The 16,460-nt window shown below is 44.1% G+C and carries 16 protein-coding genes; 7 read left to right on the top strand and 9 right to left on the bottom strand.

What is annotated here, in order from left to right; translation table 11 throughout:
• Window positions 1–9: 9 nt before the first annotated feature.
• The 3 genes from L1D15_RS08795 to htpX form a co-directional block, all read right to left on the bottom strand.
• Window positions 10–735: an SDR family NAD(P)-dependent oxidoreductase gene (locus tag L1D15_RS08795; RefSeq protein ID WP_239875336.1), complete on the bottom strand. Its 726-nt coding sequence runs from the start codon at window positions 733–735 to the stop codon at window positions 10–12.
• A complete protein-coding gene (locus tag L1D15_RS08790) occupies window positions 732–1,151 on the bottom strand; it encodes a nuclear transport factor 2 family protein (RefSeq protein ID WP_239868056.1) in 420 nt (139 codons plus the stop codon). The genes L1D15_RS08795 and L1D15_RS08790 overlap by 4 nt, the downstream gene beginning before the upstream one ends.
• 193 nt (window positions 1,152–1,344) lie before the next feature.
• A complete protein-coding gene (gene htpX / locus L1D15_RS08785; RefSeq protein ID WP_006962801.1) occupies window positions 1,345–2,205 on the bottom strand; it encodes a protease HtpX in 861 nt (286 codons plus the stop codon).
• Between the two features lie 302 nt (window positions 2,206–2,507).
• On the opposite strand from htpX, the gene L1D15_RS08780 reads away from it, so the two are divergent.
• On the top strand, window positions 2,508–2,675 hold the full coding sequence (locus L1D15_RS08780; RefSeq protein WP_239868054.1) for a hypothetical protein: 168 nt from the start codon (window positions 2,508–2,510) through the stop codon (window positions 2,673–2,675).
• Between the two features lie 66 nt (window positions 2,676–2,741).
• Here the strand turns inward: L1D15_RS08780 and bioD are convergent, their stop codons facing one another.
• Genes bioD through bioB form a run of 4 tightly spaced genes read right to left on the bottom strand, consistent with a single transcriptional unit; the run spans window position 2,742 to window position 6,409 of the window.
• Window positions 2,742–3,425, bottom strand: coding sequence for a dethiobiotin synthase (gene bioD / locus L1D15_RS08775; protein WP_239875335.1), 684 nt, complete (start codon window positions 3,423–3,425; stop codon window positions 2,742–2,744).
• Window positions 3,422–4,225, bottom strand: a complete 804-nt coding sequence (gene bioC / locus L1D15_RS08770) for a malonyl-ACP O-methyltransferase BioC (RefSeq protein WP_239875334.1) — start codon at window positions 4,223–4,225, stop codon at window positions 3,422–3,424. The genes bioD and bioC overlap by 4 nt, the downstream gene beginning before the upstream one ends.
• A complete protein-coding gene (locus L1D15_RS08765) occupies window positions 4,225–5,370 on the bottom strand; it encodes an 8-amino-7-oxononanoate synthase (RefSeq protein WP_239875333.1) in 1,146 nt (381 codons plus the stop codon). Before L1D15_RS08765 ends, bioC begins: the two co-directional genes overlap by 1 nt.
• On the bottom strand, window positions 5,357–6,409 hold the full coding sequence (bioB, locus tag L1D15_RS08760; protein ID WP_239875332.1) for a biotin synthase BioB: 1,053 nt from the start codon (window positions 6,407–6,409) through the stop codon (window positions 5,357–5,359). The genes L1D15_RS08765 and bioB overlap by 14 nt, the downstream gene beginning before the upstream one ends.
• A gap of 133 nt (window positions 6,410–6,542) precedes the next feature.
• On the opposite strand from bioB, the gene bioA reads away from it, so the two are divergent.
• Window positions 6,543–7,826 (top strand): adenosylmethionine--8-amino-7-oxononanoate transaminase, encoded by a 1,284-nt coding sequence (bioA, locus tag L1D15_RS08755; RefSeq protein ID WP_239875331.1) that lies wholly within the window; start codon window positions 6,543–6,545, stop codon window positions 7,824–7,826.
• A 124-nt stretch (window positions 7,827–7,950) separates the two neighbouring features.
• Here the strand turns inward: bioA and L1D15_RS08750 are convergent, their stop codons facing one another.
• On the bottom strand, window positions 7,951–8,982 hold the full coding sequence (locus L1D15_RS08750; RefSeq protein ID WP_239875330.1) for a porin: 1,032 nt from the start codon (window positions 8,980–8,982) through the stop codon (window positions 7,951–7,953).
• A 518-nt stretch (window positions 8,983–9,500) separates the two neighbouring features.
• Here L1D15_RS08750 and dinG point away from each other — a divergent pair.
• From dinG to L1D15_RS08725, 5 genes are read left to right on the top strand one after another with little or no spacing between them, the layout of a single operon-like run.
• Window positions 9,501–11,573, top strand: coding sequence for an ATP-dependent DNA helicase DinG (dinG, locus tag L1D15_RS08745; protein WP_239875329.1), 2,073 nt, complete (start codon window positions 9,501–9,503; stop codon window positions 11,571–11,573).
• A gap of 18 nt (window positions 11,574–11,591) precedes the next feature.
• Entirely contained in the window at window positions 11,592–12,371 is a 780-nt protein-coding gene (locus L1D15_RS08740) for a TSUP family transporter (RefSeq protein WP_239875328.1), read from the top strand.
• Window positions 12,368–12,916, top strand: a complete 549-nt coding sequence (locus tag L1D15_RS08735; RefSeq protein ID WP_239875327.1) for a primosomal replication protein — start codon at window positions 12,368–12,370, stop codon at window positions 12,914–12,916. Before L1D15_RS08740 ends, L1D15_RS08735 begins: the two co-directional genes overlap by 4 nt.
• A gap of 1 nt (window position 12,917) precedes the next feature.
• Window positions 12,918–13,082 carry a pleiotropic regulatory protein RsmS gene (gene rsmS / locus L1D15_RS08730; protein WP_239868024.1) on the top strand — a complete coding sequence of 55 codons (165 nt, stop codon included), beginning with the start codon at window positions 12,918–12,920 and terminating at the stop codon, window positions 13,080–13,082.
• A 20-nt stretch (window positions 13,083–13,102) separates the two neighbouring features.
• A complete protein-coding gene (locus L1D15_RS08725; protein ID WP_239875433.1) occupies window positions 13,103–14,215 on the top strand; it encodes a cupin domain-containing protein in 1,113 nt (370 codons plus the stop codon).
• Between the two features lie 35 nt (window positions 14,216–14,250).
• On the opposite strand, the gene L1D15_RS08720 is transcribed toward L1D15_RS08725, so the two are convergent.
• Window positions 14,251–16,368: a methyl-accepting chemotaxis protein gene (locus L1D15_RS08720; RefSeq protein ID WP_239875326.1), complete on the bottom strand. Its 2,118-nt coding sequence runs from the start codon at window positions 16,366–16,368 to the stop codon at window positions 14,251–14,253.
• Window positions 16,369–16,460 lie beyond the last annotated feature (92 nt).

The raw sequence follows: 16,460 nt of genomic DNA, 5'->3' as shown, positions 1-16,460 counted from the left end.
TGAATCCTCTTACTCTGAGATCAATTTGGCGGTAAGCCACTTCTGCCAGCGGTATGGCATCGTGCCGATGAGACGCAATAGCGTTGTAAATCTTCGCGGAAAGTAAATGTAAGGTTTACGTGCCGACAGCCCTTTCCGTATTGCTTCAGAAGCCTGTTGTACCGATACCAGCATTGGCATTGGAAATGTGTTTTTGTCCGTAAGAGGCGTTTTGACAAAGCCTGGATATATGAGTGACACTAAGATGTTTTTCTTATCCAAGTCGAGTTGAAGTGTTCGGCCTAGATAACTCACCGCGGCTTTAGATGCACCGTAGGCTTCTGCTCTTGGTAACGCTACTTCACTGGCGATAGACCCCACCAGAGCAACAATGTGCCCGGGTTGAAAGTGGTGCTGACTGGCTTCAATAGCGTTGGCAAGACCAATCACATTGATTTCGAATACGCGCTTAATCAATTGGGCATCAATGACACCGTCGTCTATATACTCGCAATCACCAGCGTTAAATATCCAAACCTCAGGTATAACCTCTAGAGTTTCTAGCGACCGTTTTGTATTAGATAACTCGGTTAAATCGAACTCAAGTGTAGTAATAAAAGGAGAGCTCGATCTTAGCTCTTCAAGCGCTTGTTGGTTTCTTCCACAAGCCACTACTTCATAACCCGCTTTAGCATAATCTTCAGCAAGTTGCCTGCCGATACCAGATGTGGCACCAGTGATGAGAACACAAGTCATTGTCCTAGCCTCTGCTTGATTGTTTTGATGATTGAGCCAAGCAAAGGTAGATTTTCATACAGCATTTCACCTAGGTCGAAATAATCCCGGTGATAGATCACCCTGCCATCTTTGAACTTGAGATGACTGACTCCATTGACGACAACCGTCTTACCTTTTTGCAGCTTGGGGTGCTCTAGCGACATTGACCAAGTCAAGAATCCACTGTCGCCTAATTGCTGATGTTCTTTTATATCAAAGTCACAGCGTCTGACATTAGTGTAAAGACTATCGAAATAACTTTGTAAGGCCTGCCAACCTTGGAGGCGATGCGCTGAATCTTCAAAGGTCACATCTTGGTGATACACATCGTTCAACAGATACAGATTGCTTTTACTTAGTTGCTGGTAGACTTGACCAACCGACTCGACGTTCATGCCTTCTCCGATAAGCAATTTAGTTATACAAAATATTTTTATGTACAAGATAAACTAAAGATTAGGTCACTTTCTTGAGTTGTACAAATATAAATTTTGTAAAAGTTTAATTTGTACATTTGTACGTCGATTCGATAGGAAGGGATCAAAAAAGGCTTGATATAGAATCAAGCCTTTTCGTTAAATCAAAAACTTATGAGTTACGCAACGCCGCAATGCGCTTGTCCAATGGTGGGTGACTCATCAGTAGCTCTGTCATTGAACGTTTGCCATTAATACCAAATGCCATCATGGAGCCTTCAAGTTGGGATTCATGGCTGACTTTCAAACGCTCTAACGCAGCAATCATTTTGTGCTTACCAACCAGCTGCGCAGCACCTGCATCCGCATGGAACTCACGGTGACGGCTATACCACATAGTAATAAAGCTGGCGAGGAAGCCAAAAACGAGTTCAAGAACAATGGAAACCCCAAAGTAAACCATCATATTGCTACCGCCTTCTTCTTCATCATTAGAAGACACAATATTCGCAATGAAACGTGATAGGAAGATAACAAACGTGTTCACAACACCTTGCATCAGTGTCATCGTGACCATATCACCATTAGCAATGTGGCTCACCTCATGCGCAAGTACAGCTTCGGCTTCATCACGCGTCATATTATGAAGTAGGCCAGTAGAGACCGCGACCAATGAGTCATTGCGCTTAGCTCCTGTCGCAAACGCATTGATATCTGCAGAGTCATAAATAGCAACAGTTGGCATACCAATACCCACTTGCTCAGACTGGCGTCGAACGGTTTCTAGCAGCCAGTGTTCGGTCTCGTTACGTGGACTCTCAATAACCATGCCACCAACCGAGCGCAAAGCCATGCCTTTTGACATCATTAACGAGATGAAAGAGCCACCAAAACCAAATACCGCAGCCATGATCAGCAGCCCCGATAAGCTGCCTGGTTGCATCCCGGTTACCGCATAAACAATATTAAGAACAACGCTCAAAACCAGCACAACGGCTAGGTTGGTCGCCAAAAACAGCATTACTCGCTTCATTACTTTTCTCCGAAACTGGAAGCTTAATGATTTGCCTCACCGATACGAACGTCGCACCAAGGCTTTATGTCTAATTAATAGATATAGTCTATCCCTTTTAAATACAAGGGATAGATGCAAATTGAAACATTTGTTTTCTTAGCTGTAAAAATTGTGAAAACTTCTTATTTCATACGCCACCAAACAATCAAAAAAGCACCAACATAATACAGAGATATTAGACTTTGGTCTTATTGTACCTAGACTAAAGCGTGCTAGATTGTTATCAGATTCAAATACCCATGTGTGAAAAGGACAAAATCATGGTTGAAACTAACAACTATCAAATGGCTATTGACCTACTATGCTGCCACCTTGGTATTTCAGAGGAAGAAGCCAAGCAGCAACTTGGTATTTCTTCAGAGCAACATGCACAAAAGCGTATCTCTGATACCCAACAAGCACTGATGGGCTTAAACCAAGACAAGTAAACATAGAACATAAAGAAGACAAAGGCTGCCAATGGCAGCCTTTTTGTTTAGGTTAAGTGATGACTACTACACTGTGAGCAAAGTTGAGACATCAATATATTTGGCCAAGTCTTTCTGTTTAACACTCGGTACGTAGGGAATCTCTCCAAGTTTAGGGGCTTCTATTTTCTGCTCTAGCATTTCAATGATATCAGCATAATGCTCAGTGCCTGGATTGACTCGGTTAGCCACCCAACCAATTACATTTATGCCATCAGCTTTAATAGCATCAACAGTTAACATGGCATGGCTCAAACAGCCTAGTTTTATACCTACCACCAGTATGACCGGTAAGTTCTCTTGTTGAACCCAGCTTGAAAGGCAATCTGCATCAGACACTGGCACACGCCAGCCACCCGCCCCTTCAACCAACACCACATCGGATTTCGCTTTGTGTTCTGCCAGTTTCTCACTCAGAACAGAATATTGAATATTGACCCCTTCTCGTTTCGCCGCAATATGTGGTGACGCTGGTAGCTCTAATGCATATGGATTGACGTCATCATAATCGACGTCAAGTGTTGCCGCACTTTGAAGGTACAATGCGTCAGAATTACGGTATCCGTGCGATGTTTTTTCACAACCTGCCGCGACAGGTTTATAACCAATAGTTTTTAAGTCCTTTTGCGCTAACGCGTTCAGAATTGCCTTTGAAGCAACTGTTTTACCAACATCGGTGTCCGTACCAGCAATAAAAAATGCATCAATCATAGATGTATAACCCCTAAACAAACCTGATAAGTTGCAGGTAGAAGACCTTGATGGTTTTTGAACTGTCGATACGCCCGTTCAACTTGCAGCAATGTACTGCGACTGGTCAACCCATGTGAACGACCGTTAACATGATTGGCTCCAATCCCCTTTAAATCACGCATTAGTGCAAACGCGGTATCGTACCAAACTGTCATGGTAGGCAAGTCTAGATGATGGTTCTGGTTACCAGATTGCGCTAACGCAATTTTTACCTGATTGCTGCTGATAAAATCGTTGACGTGTTGATATGAATCAATTTCACGCCACGCGCACTTCAACTCTTTTAGAGAGCCGTCTAACAATGTAGAGAAATAGGCTTTACCTTGAGGTTTGATCACTCTGCGCATTTCGCGTAAGGGCAGTGATAAGTCTTCACACCATTGCAGTGCAAGACTAGAAAACACATAATCTACCGAACTATCACGAAATGGTAAGGACTCAGCATCTGCTTGCTGATATTTAACCCTCTCAGAGCCACACCTCTCTTTTGCTTTATTCAACATTTGTTGAGATAAGTCACAACAGATCACTAAAGCCCCACGTTCGCGAAGTTTCTCAGAAAAATACCCAGTCCCGCAGCCCAAATCGAGTACTGTTTTACCAAAAAGATTTTGAGGTAGCCTTTCTAATAAACGCTCTCCCACTTCTCTTTGAAAAGCGGCATGACTGTCATAGGTATTCGCGGCTTTTCCAAACGCTTCTGCGATGGCAGATTTGTCTTGCAGACAAGTCTTCTGTACTAAAGTCGCTTGTTCCATCAATATTCCTTCTCCATCGCAGTCTCAACGATGTTCGCCAACTCTCGAACTTGTTGTACAGAGTGATTAACTGAGAGAGTCACCCTAAGCCTTGCTGAATTTTTCGCCACTGTTGGGGGCCTAATCGCCGTTAGCCAATAACCTGATTGCCTGACAGAATCTGCAACTTTGACCGAAAGTTGGCTCTCTCCCAGTAACAACGGTTTGATCGGGGTTGGTGTATCAACATAGCCTTCAAACGAAGAAAAGCACTGTTTGTACTCTTCTTGTAGCTCTTGAAGCTTCTCTCTCCTCCAAGCTTGATTTCGCACCATATGAACAGCGTGGGTAAGCGCAAACGCTTGAGAGGGAGGTATAGCGGTCGAGTAGACATGGTGTCGAGCGAATTGAGTTAAGTAGTCTCCGGTTTCTTTGTTGCACATGATAGCAGCACCAGAGAGCCCCAGAGCTTTACCAAAGGTAACAATGAGTACCTCTGGCTGAATACCAGCAAAGTGACAACTGCCTCGTCCTTCTTTTCCGAGCACGCCAATACCGTGCGCATCATCCACAACCAACCAAGAGCCTCCTCGCGTGACAGCATGTATCTTTGCAAGAGGAGCCAAATCGCCATCCATACTAAACACTCCCTCTGTCACAACAAGAGCACTTCGCTCCAATAGGGTTTGTAAATGAGCTGGGTCATTGTGGTGAAAGCGTTTCATTTTCGCTGGAGAGAGCATGCCAGCTTCCATTAGTGACGCATGATTCCGTTTGTCTTGGAGGAGAAGATCGTCTTTATGCAATAGGCTAAATAGCAATGCTTGGTTAGCAGAAAAACCTGAACTGAACAAAATAGCGCGTTCATAACCTAGCCAGTCACATAGAGAAACTTCTAAATTGTGGTGCGCTTTTGAATATCCGGTTACCAGCGGGGAGGCTCCACTGCCATTACCATACAGATCTAATCCACGCTGCCATGCAATGGCCAACTCTTTGTCGGCAGCAAGGCCTAAATAATCATTATTGGAAAAGTTGATGTAAGGTTTGCCTTCAAAGAGCAGGTTAGCACTGTTACCAGCCCCAACCATTTGAAGTGAGCGTTCCAATCCCTGATGTTTTCTTGATATCAGGGATTGGCGGATACGGTCGCTAAACACTGGCATCGTAGAAAAGATCGTCTTGCGTAGGGCGAGCAGCTACACGCTCAACAACTTGGTCAAGCAAGTCATTTTCTTCAATTTCATCTGGGCGCTGGGAGACTTCCTGACTATTGATACCCAGCTTATTAAACAATTGCATGTCTTTATCTTCAGACGGGTTTGGTGTGGTCAGCAATTTACATCCATAAAACACCGAGTTCGCACCAGCCATAAAACACAGAGCTTGCATTTGCTCATTCATATTTTCACGGCCAGCAGACAAACGAACCGCCGACTTGGGCATCAAGATACGAGCAATGGCAATCAGACGAATAAAGTCGAAGGGCTCAACATCGTCGACTTCTTCCAGTGGTGTACCTTTGACTTTGACCAGCATATTGATTGGCACACTTTCAGGGTGAGTGGGTAAGTTAGCCAATTCAACCAACAAGCCTGCTCGATCGTTAGCACTTTCCCCCATGCCGATGATGCCACCCGAGCAAATTTTCATGCCAGCATCACGCACGTGAGACAATGTATCAAGACGATCTTGATAAGTGCGTGTCGTAATAATATTGCCGTAAAACTCTGGAGAGGTATCGAGGTTGTGGTTGTAATAATCCAGACCAGCATCAGCCAGCTCTTTTGCTTGGTCTGGAGTCAGCATTCCCAAAGTCATACAAGTCTCAAGCCCCATTCCTTTTACGCCCTTAATCATTTCGGTCAGGTGCGGCATGTCACGAGCTTTTGGGTTCTTCCAAGCAGCCCCCATACAAAAACGCGTCGAACCTGCACTTTTCGCTTTTTGTGCAGCATCGAGCACGCGTTCCACTTCCATCAAACGCTCTCTTTCAATGTCAGTCTGATAACGCGCACTTTGAGGGCAGTATTTACAGTCTTCAGGACAAGCCCCAGTTTTAATAGAAAGTAACGTACTGACCTGTACGTGGTTGTGTTGTTGATAGTGACGATGGACTAACTGCGCTTCAAAAAGAAGATCCATAAACGGTTTTGCCATTAGCTCGCGTACTTCAGCCACGGTCCAGTTATGACGTACTTCCACATGTATTCCTTACTATTATTGTTAGTTTCTTGACTTGGCTAGTCTACTGACGCGCGTTAAACTGTCAATTAAATTTAAAATCAAAAGTTTACATTTGGTTTTTTTTTACTCGAATTGTATTTAGGAAATATTAATGGATCTTGAGTTTGACCGCCGCCATATATGGCATCCCTATACGTCGACACTGACACCTCTGACCTGCTACCCCGTGACATCAGCTAAAGGTGTTTATATTCAACTTGAAGATGGCAGAGAGTTAATTGATGGTATGTCTTCTTGGTGGTCGGCTATTCATGGTTACAACCATCCTCATCTTAATAAAGCAGCTCATGAACAAATAGAAAAAATGTCGCATGTGATGTTTGGTGGCATAACTCACGACCCAGCGATTCATTTATGCAAAAAGCTCCTTTCTCTCACTCCCACTAACCTTAAACATGTCTTTGTCGCAGATTCAGGCTCTGTTGCCGTTGAAGTAAGTTTGAAAATGGCGCTTCAATATTGGCATGCCAAAGGAGAAAAGCGGCCTAAGTTCCTAACGCTCAGAGATGGTTATCACGGTGATACTTTTGCAGCTATGTCAGTCACCGATCCTGACAATTCCATGCACTCTCTATACAAGGGCTTTCTTCCAGAACATATCTTTGCTGAATCCCCAAAAATTGGCTTCCATCAGGAGTGGGATGACTCTGATCTTGAGGACTTCGCCTCGAAGCTAAAAAAGCATCATAACGAAATCGCAGCAGTGATACTTGAGCCTATTGTTCAAGGGGCGGGAGGGATGCGTATTTACCATCCTAACTTTCTAAAAGGGGTACGTAAGCTATGTGATCAGTACGGGGTACTATTGATTCTTGATGAGATAGCAACGGGCTTTGGAAGAACAGGAAAAATGTTTGCCTGTGAACATTCAGAAGTCGAGCCCGATATTCTTTGTGTGGGCAAAGCTCTTACAGGTGGGTATATGACACTGTCAGCCACTCTTGCTTCAAAAGACGTTGCTGACACAGTATGTGGAGGTGAAGCCGGCTGTTTTATGCATGGGCCAACTTTTATGGGTAACCCGTTAGCATGTGCTGTAGCAGCTGCAAGTTTAGAATTGCTCGAGCAAAATCATTGGCTTCACCAGACACAACAAATCCAATCCACGTTTTCAGAACTATTGCCTAAATTAAAAAAACACGACTTAGTGGCTGATGTTAGATGGCTGGGAGCGATTGGAGTGGTTGAAACAACCAACCCAGTCAATATGGAAAAAATACAAGCACTCTTTGTTGAACAGGGGGTATGGATCAGGCCTTTTGGTAAGCTTATTTATATGATGCCGCCGTTTATTAGTCAGCCCAAGCATGTAGAAACTCTCATTGGTGCGATTGAAGCTGTTTTGATTAATAAATCTTGCTTCATTAGGACATAAAAATATCTAATTCTTAAGAATTATAGGGATAGATGTAACCTCCTCTTTTCCTTATTAATTTATAGACAAAGAAAAAGCCAGTCACAAGGACTGGCTTCAATATCTAGACTAACTTGAAGTTAGATTAGAAGTAGTAGTATGCAGCAGCAAATACGTAAGTTTGCTCTTCGTCGTCAAACTTCTCTTCTAGGTCACGTTTGATATCAACGCCCATGTCAAACTTATCACTAACTGTGTACATAGCAGCAACGTTGAAGTAGCTGTAGTCTTCATCTGCTTTAGTGATATCCTGATAATCAGTTGTCTGATCTGCGTAACCTGCTGCTAATGTTAGCTTAGGAGTAATAGGGTAAGCAGTAGATAGGTAGAAGCCTGTTGTGTCTGAACCAGACTTCGCGTCGTTCTCAGAATCGTTGATCCAGAAGTTCGCACCTAGTTTCAGGTCAGAAATAGTTACATTACCTGATAGAGAAGTAACTTCGTATTCTTCACCATTATCTTTGTCGCGAGTTTCGTAACCTGCATAGATGTTGAATGTTTCTTGCTCAACACCAATGTAACCATTGTATGTAGATTCAGCTGCATCACGATCATCATCAGAGTCAGAAGCAGAGATACCGTATGCAAAACCAGAAGTTGAACCTTGGAACTTGAATACATTGTAGTCATCAGACGTATCGCCTGCACTTGCACCGAATTCGTAAGTGAAATCACCAGCACCATCTACTTTATCTAGTGCAGTATCGTTTTCCCAACCAAATGATAGAACACCGTAGTCAGTGTCAAAACCTAACCAAGCTTTATCTACGTCAGTACCAGGGCCTGAAGTAACTGGGTCACCGTAAACTGCGCTAACTCGATCGTTGTCGCTCTCTGAAGAGTTAAAGTTCATCTCTAGATCGACTTCTACGTAGCCTAGTAGACGATTGTTTTGGTAGTTTACCGCAACTGTAAGAGCCGTAACCCAGTCATCGTAAAATGCTTCTGAGTACGTATCGTAGTAGCCACCAACGCCCCAAGAACCAGAAACAGAGAACTGGTCTTTGTGCATTGGGTCAAACTCGAAAGTAGGTTTTGAGTTTTGAGAGCTGTCGTTCGCTGCAAATGCTGAAGCTGAAATGCTAGCGATTGCAAGAGCTACTAGAGTCTTTTTCATAATAATCCACTGCCTTTTCTATAGAATAGGGGAAATCCTTATCCGGTTCCCTTTATGTTTTTTGATGACAACTCTGAACTCTAACTGGTCAGATGTTGTCGCCACTAAAATTCGGGGTCTAGATTGCAAAAGAATCCTCTCACTGTCAAATGATATAAATAAAACAAATCAAAAAACATAAAAACCTTTTATTACAAAAACTTAGACTCAGAACGCATAGTTTTTAGAGCAAGATATAAGCAAACTAAGTAAACTATCATCAAAAAGAAAAACAGATTTTTCCGATATATAAATCCAACATTGGTTAGAATAAAGTTAACAAACAGAGTTTTTCTCTAATCAAAAAACACTTATGGAGAGATATATTTTTAAATCAAAAAATATGCTCTAAGTTTATGAAGGTTCAGTTTTTTTTTGTGAAGGAGATCTAGATTTGGCATGAAATGATCTCATTTCGTGAACTACATATCATTTGAAGAAATGTGCTAACATCGCCTTCCCCAATTGAAGGCTCCTGTATGACAACCAGTAAAATCCAGCAATCTATTCGTACCAGTTATCAAAATTTGCAGTCTCAGCTGGATCATTTTGTGCCTCGCAGAGCTCAAAATTATCTCGTTGCAGAGATTGCTAAAACCCTATGTGGCGAGTACCACAAATCAACACGTATGATTGTCGCAGAAGCTGGGACAGGTATCGGGAAATCGCTCTCCTATTTAATGGCAGCGATTCCAGTAGCTTTATTCAATAATCGCAAAGTTGTAATCTCAACAGCAACGGTCGCGCTACAAGAACAGTTAATCAACAAAGACCTCCCTTTATATAGAAGACTGATCGACAGAGAATTTTCTTTCATACTGGCCAAAGGCAGGCAACGCTATTGTTGCGCAGAAAAACTCGCTGCTGCATGTAGTACCGATGGCAGTCAAATGACGATGTTTGATAGCAAGCCAAAACGAAAAGACATCGAGCAGCTTGAGTTGATGTATAAGAAACTCGCCCAAAACAAATGGGATGGTGACAGAGATTCTTGGCCAAAGCCGATCCCTGATGAAATTTGGCAGTCCATTGTCAGCGACAAACACAGCTGTAATAACAGCATGCCCGTTCACCGTGACTGCCCTTTCCAAAAAGCGCGTTCAGAGTTAGATAAAGCGGATGTCATCATTGCCAACCACAGCCTAGTCATGGCTGATGCAGATCTCGGCGGGGGCGTCATTCTTCCAGAGCCCGAGAACACGATTTACGTTTTTGATGAGGCTCATCATCTACCTCATGTGGCACGAGATCACTCTTCAGCCGCCGCGAGTTTAAAAGGTGCGTCAAGCTGGCTTGAGCGTTTAAATCAATCCGTGACTAAATTTGCCAACTTGGCTGATGAAAAGCGTGTAGGCCGCTTTCGGAATGAGCTTCAGGACTCTGTACAACAGCTCATCCCTTCTCTTAATCAACTGGCTAGTCGTTTTAATGCTGACCAATTTGAGGATGGCTGTTATCGCTTCGAAAATGGTGACCTACCTGCATGGTTAGAGGAGGAATCTAAGCAATTAAAAGTGATGACTCAAAAAGGTGCACAATCTGTCGCCAAGATCGCCGACCTCATCTCTGAGCAGGTCAAAGATGGTGAGCTTGCCAATCGACTTGCCGAGCCTGCTTTAGCAGAGCTTGGCTTTTACATACAGAGAATGGACAATCTTGCCCAAGTTTGGAATTTGATGGCTGAGCCTCAGCGCGAGAAAGGCGCACCTCTAGCAAGATGGTTGGAAGTCGCCCCAGAGCGTGAAGGTGACTTCGTCGTAAATGTGTCACCACTGGAGGTCGGGTGGCAATTAGATCAACAGCTTTGGAGCCGTTGTATTGGCGCCGTTCTTGTGTCTGCAACCATGAGAGCCCTTAATTCATTTAGTTTTTTCTGTCGGCAAGCTGGAATCAGTGAAAAGCCAGAAGATGGCGTCAGGTTTTTAGCTCTAGCATCCCCGTTTGATTACCAAAACCAAGCAGAGCTACGCGTCCCGAAAATGGATTACGAGCCTCAAGCGCCTCAGTTTACCAATTATTTAGTGGATCGTTTACCAGAGCTCATTGCAAAGAACAAAGCCAATCTTGTTTTGTTTTCATCCTACTGGCAGATGAATCAGGTGACAGATGCTTTATCCTCATATTTTATAAAAAAAGGATGGACGTTACAGGTTCAAGGTAAAGAGTCGCGCTCAGAGATCCTAAAAAAACATAAAACCTTAGTTCAATGTCAAAAAACTAGCATACTATTTGGCACTGGCAGTTTTTCAGAAGGGCTTGATCTTCCAGGAGAATTACTGGAAAACCTGATCATCACTAAGATACCTTTTGCAGTACCCACATCCCCCGTAGAGCAAGCTCATGCCGAATACATTGAAAGTAAAGGCGGTAATCCTTTTATGCAGATCACAGTGCCTGAAGCGAGCAAAAAAATGATTCAATCCGTGGGACGACTACTGCGCAAAGAGCGGGATTCTGGTACAGTCATCATCCTTGACCGCCGTATCGTGACTAAGCGATATGGAAAGGCGCTACTCGATTCTCTGCCGCCATTTAAACGTATCATCGAATAACTAGAATTAAGACACTGTATGGAATTTTTTGAACCAACAATGCTGTTGGTGCTAGCGCTGGTCGCCTTCGTTGCAGGCTTTATTGATGCTGTCGCTGGTGGAGGCGGTATGCTGACTGTCCCTGCCCTTCTTTCATTGGGCTTACCCCCTCATATCGCTTTAGGGACCAATAAACTAGCCGCCACGTTCGCTTCCTCGACGGCTGCGTTTACCTACTACAAAAAACGCTTATTCAAGCCTCACTGCTGGGGACGGGCATTTATCGCCACTTTAGTCGGTGCCATACTTGGCACACTGGTTGTCGATCTAATCAGCACCGAGTGGTTGGAAAAAATTCTCCCGCTGATCATCTTGCTGGCGGCGATTTATACCATTTGGCATAAGACACCGCATTCGAACAGTAATGAAATGCCACCGCCATGCCCTAAGTTCAACAAGAAGCAATACCTCCAAGGGTTGAGTATAGGTTTCTATGACGGCATTGCAGGTCCGGGGACAGGCGCATTTTGGACCGTCAGCTCTATGGCTCTCTATCGACTGAATATTTTGCTGGCCTCCGGTTTATCAAAAGCGATGAACTTTACCAGTAACTTCACCTCACTAATCACCTTTGCCATTCTTGGTCACATTGATTGGCTGCTGGGGTTAACCATGGGCGTCTGCTTGATGGCGGGAGCTTTTGTCGGTGCGCATTCGGCAATACGATTCGGCGCTAAGTTTATTCGCCCCGTATTTGTTACAGTAGTGAGTATTCTTGCCGTTAAACTTGCTTACGAGGCTTGGTTCGTAACCTTATGAATCAATTTAGCCGACTGTCATCATTGTTAGAACATCTAGAAAGGGAGGCTGCTCAGTTAGACTCCACCAGAGGTGAGCACTACGGTCCTCTATTTGATCAAAAGTTATTTCGCTGTCAGTCCAAACAATTAGCTCCGTATGTAGACGAAACTCGAGAGACCCTAGACAAAATTCTTATGGAGCAATCATCAAGGTCACTAACACCCGAACAGGCCGAATTTTTGTCTGAACGCCTACTTTGCCAAGTGAGTGCGATTAAGCGAGAGCTTGCCACCCAATCGTTGAGAATAAACGAACCTAGGGATAAGTCTTTCAATCAACAAAGCCTTAACGATCTCTATCAAAATCTAGCTCAGCATCAAGAGTGGGAACTGCGCTTAAAAGATTTGGTTCAAAGTAAGGAAATCGAACATAAGCATGCCGATGCGAGAAGCAAATCACTTGCAGCGCAGACATTGCAGTCGGCTCGTCGCCGCTTACAACGATGCCAGCAAGCTAAAGTCAAAATCGAAAAGCAAATTATCTACAAAGAGCGGAATCAGTAACATGTCATCGAACTCGTCAGGTCTGGATCAAGCGCCAGACGAAATCAAACTCGCCGTTGATCTGATTTATCTTATCGAAAGTAACGACATCGATCCTAAAGTGGCCCTTGCCGCCATCAAGATTGTTAAGTCGGATTTGGAAAGAAAGCTGGAGTCTAACTCGTGAATTATCCCATCAATTTTGATATGGCCGAGTTTCTCACCCAATATTGGCACAAGAAGCCCACCGTAATTAAAAACGGATTTAGTAATTTTGTTGACCCAATTTCTCCAAACGAATTAGCCGGGCTTGCCATGGAGGAAGAGGTTGATTCTCGTTACATTTCCAATTCAAATGGCCAATGGTCTGCACAACACGGCCCTTTTGACGATTCTCTGTTTGAACATCTTCCTGAGTCACACTGGCAGTTAGTTGTTCAAGCCTGTAATCACTGGCACCTTGGGGCAGCCGAGCTCATAGAGCCTTTTAAGCAGCTGCCAAACTGGCTATTTGATGATCTGATGGTCTGCTTTTCCGCACCAGAAGGAGGAGTTGGCCCACACATAGATCAATATGATGTATTTATTATCCAAGGAAGTGGTAAGCGACGCTGGCGTGTCGGTGAACTGGACAAGGGGCAATATCGTGAATCTATCCAAGCTGGTGCGCTGCGACAGATTGAAGGTTTTGATGCCATCATTGATGAAGTTCTCGAACCCGGAGATATTCTCTATATTCCCCCAGGTTTTCCTCACGAAGGAAATACATTAGAGCCAAGCATGAGCTACTCTATGGGTTTCCGCTCCCCCAAAGAACAAGAACTGCTCAGTAATTTCGCTGACTATGTGCTAGCCAATGAAAAAGGCGATGTTCACCTGCATAACCCAGAGATGACGGTTCAGCATCAATACGGCGAGATACTCAACACTGACTTAGAAAAGCTGACAGCCATGCTTCGTTCAGCCCTACAATCAGAATCCGATATCCGAGAGTTTATGGGGGGCATGTTAAGTCAGTCTCGCCATCAGCTCGATATTGTCGAACCTGAAGAGTCGCTCAATACTCTGGAAATCTACCACCATCTAGAATCACTGGGCAGTTTACGCAAGGTCCCTGGGTTACGCGCGCTGTACCATGAGAATGAATCTACACATGTTTACATTAACGGTGATGCTTATCTGGCTGAGTCACAACATCTCGTCGACCTACTGTGTAATCAAGAGTCGATTGAGATCGAACACATCGATGGCAAGTTATCTGACTCACAAATGCAGCTACTTACAACACTAGTTAACCTTGGTTACTGGTACCTAGATTAGGTAGCAAAAGGGCCTCATCAAGAGGCCCTTTACTTTTACACTTTAAACTGGCTCACCAGCTGTTGCTGTCTTTGGGACAAATTTCCAATTTGCCTACTGACAGTTTCGGACTCTTCTGCTTGAGATAAGATTTGTGCGCTCAAGTCTCGAATATTGCTGACGCTCTGATTGACCTCCGTAGAGACCGACTGCTGCTCTTCAGCCGCTTTCACAATCTGCGAGTTCATATCGTTAATCGAAGCGATGGCTTCAAAGATATTGTTCAGTTGCAACACCGCTCTCTCAACTTGCTGAGCAGAATCGTTGGCGAGATCATTACCATCTTGAATGGCATTCACCACATCTTGCGTCCCCTTTTGAACATCTTCAATCACTTGACGAATCTCTCCCACAGAAGACTGAGTTCGGCTAGCGAGGTTGCGTACCTCATCAGCAACAACCGCAAAGCCACGCCCTTGGTCACCGGCCCGTGCAGCTTCGATAGCAGCGTTTAATGCCAGCAAATTTGTCTGTTCAGAAATCCCTTCAATAACCGTCAATATCTCAGTGATGTTGGCATTATTCTTCGCTAACTCTTCAACAACAGGCACCGCTGCCGTCATTCTCTCAACCAAACGAACCATCTCATCCTGAGATTGTTCTATTACTTTTTTACCTGAGTCTGCAGCAACGTTGGCTTTTTCAGCTTCACTGACAGCCACTTCCGCATTTTGAACAACAAGGCCTGCCGTTTGTGTCATTTCTTCAGAGGCGGTGGCCACCAAATCGACTTCTTTAAACTGAGAATCACTGCTAGAGCGAGTTTGCTGAGCCGCGATTCGAGACTGCTCTGTCGTCGTACCTATCTGCAACGTCGTTTCTACGACATCACTAATAATAGACTGAAGCTTATCAAGGAATTTATTGAACCCAGTAGCAAGCTGGCCAATCTCGTCTTGGGATTTCACATCTAGCCGCTGAGTTAAGTCCCCTTCACCAGATGCAATATCATCCAACCTCGCCACCACTTCACGAATGGGTTTGACTAAACGAGAGGCCATCAACGCGATGGTCACTAAACCAAAAATAACCAAAATTAAGCCCGCTAGTACTTCGGTTTTCACACTCGACTCTACTTGGTGACTGATGGTCTGATCAAGCATCTCTGCATCAGCCAACACACTGCTTCTTGGCATATCAAATAATACACCCCAAGTTTGATTAGCAACCATAATAGGGGCAAATACGCTCAACCATTTTCCATCTGCACTCCATTGGGTTTGCACCTCTTGGCCAAACAGAAGGTCCGTCAGTTGGTCATTGGACAACGTCTTACTATTGAAAGCTTGACCTACTGCATGAGAAGGATCATCACTCGCAATTAAGGAACCATCCAAGCTGATAATATTGACATTTCCGCTACCATCAAAAAGGTGGTTATCTGATTCAGCCACAATATTCGCCATCGTATCAAGGCGAAGATCAGTACCAAAGAAACCGATTACAGTGCCGTCAATCATAATAGGTACAGATATCGAGGTAGCCAGAACCTGTCCTTTTCCTTGGCTGATAAATCTAGGCGTGCTAACGCATGAACCACCACTAGATAGCGGGCAAAAGAATCTCTCACTATTTTGAGTATCTTCCAGTGCAGCTTCGCTTAGCACATTCGATACAACATTCTCTCCATTTTGCGCTGTCGCCCAATAAGGCGCAAATTGCCCTCTCTCATTCGAGCCTACGTATTCCGCATCAACGTAGTTACTGTCTTCGCCATCTAACATGTTGGGCCTAAATACCAAGTAAGCTCCCTGAATAGATTCAAAGCCCAATACTGATTTGCGCACCATTTCATCCAGTGCTGTGCGTAATTCTTCACTGTCTCCAAAATTTTCTTCGGTATTGGTTTTCAGAAACAGTGCGTTCGATGCCAACATCTCAGCCCGATACAAAGCCTCATTGAGGTATTCGGCAACCTCTGTCGCATTGAGTAAGGCTCGAGTTTCAAGTAGTTGTTCCGATTTATTGATAACAGACGCAGCACTCTGTGCTTTGATCTGCTGCTGGTTAGTCACCGCGTTGTAGACAGAGAACCCGATCAGGGATAGAGATGTGATGAGCAGGCAGCAACCTGCTAGTAAGGTTATTTTCCATTGAACGGAAAGGGCTCGCATAGTACATCCTTATAAGCAAACTCATTCATACAGATTAAGAACAAAAGCAGATTCTACATTCCGAGACCAATTACAACATATTGCAATCAATT

It is taken from the genome of Vibrio sp. Isolate25 (assembly GCF_022398025.1).
Taxonomy (GTDB): domain Bacteria; phylum Pseudomonadota; class Gammaproteobacteria; order Enterobacterales; family Vibrionaceae; genus Vibrio; species Vibrio coralliilyticus_A.
Note: the sequence above shows the minus strand (reverse complement) of the source record. Positions and strands in the feature narration are given on the sequence as shown.

Excerpts from the sequence above, each read along its gene's own strand:
- dinG (WP_239875329.1), top strand. The coding sequence starts at position 9,501 with ATGACAACCAGTAAAATCCAGCAATCTATTCGTACCAGTTATCAAAAT.
- htpX (WP_006962801.1), bottom strand. The coding sequence starts at position 2,205 with ATGAAGCGAGTAATGCTGTTTTTGGCGACCAACCTAGCCGTTGTGCTG.
- bioC (WP_239875334.1), bottom strand. The coding sequence starts at position 4,225 with ATGGAACAAGCGACTTTAGTACAGAAGACTTGTCTGCAAGACAAATCT.
- L1D15_RS08725 (WP_239875433.1), top strand. The coding sequence starts at position 13,103 with ATGGCCGAGTTTCTCACCCAATATTGGCACAAGAAGCCCACCGTAATT.
- L1D15_RS08780 (WP_239868054.1), top strand. The coding sequence starts at position 2,508 with ATGGTTGAAACTAACAACTATCAAATGGCTATTGACCTACTATGCTGC.
- L1D15_RS08765 (WP_239875333.1), bottom strand. The coding sequence starts at position 5,370 with ATGCCAGTGTTTAGCGACCGTATCCGCCAATCCCTGATATCAAGAAAA.
- L1D15_RS08735 (WP_239875327.1), top strand. The coding sequence starts at position 12,368 with ATGAATCAATTTAGCCGACTGTCATCATTGTTAGAACATCTAGAAAGG.
- bioA (WP_239875331.1), top strand. The coding sequence starts at position 6,543 with ATGGATCTTGAGTTTGACCGCCGCCATATATGGCATCCCTATACGTCG.
- rsmS (WP_239868024.1), top strand. The coding sequence starts at position 12,918 with ATGTCATCGAACTCGTCAGGTCTGGATCAAGCGCCAGACGAAATCAAA.
- L1D15_RS08790 (WP_239868056.1), bottom strand. The coding sequence starts at position 1,151 with ATGAACGTCGAGTCGGTTGGTCAAGTCTACCAGCAACTAAGTAAAAGC.
- bioD (WP_239875335.1), bottom strand. The coding sequence starts at position 3,425 with ATGATTGATGCATTTTTTATTGCTGGTACGGACACCGATGTTGGTAAA.
- L1D15_RS08740 (WP_239875328.1), top strand. The coding sequence starts at position 11,592 with ATGGAATTTTTTGAACCAACAATGCTGTTGGTGCTAGCGCTGGTCGCC.
- L1D15_RS08795 (WP_239875336.1), bottom strand. The coding sequence starts at position 735 with ATGACTTGTGTTCTCATCACTGGTGCCACATCTGGTATCGGCAGGCAA.
- L1D15_RS08720 (WP_239875326.1), bottom strand. The coding sequence starts at position 16,368 with ATGCGAGCCCTTTCCGTTCAATGGAAAATAACCTTACTAGCAGGTTGC.
- L1D15_RS08750 (WP_239875330.1), bottom strand. The coding sequence starts at position 8,982 with ATGAAAAAGACTCTAGTAGCTCTTGCAATCGCTAGCATTTCAGCTTCA.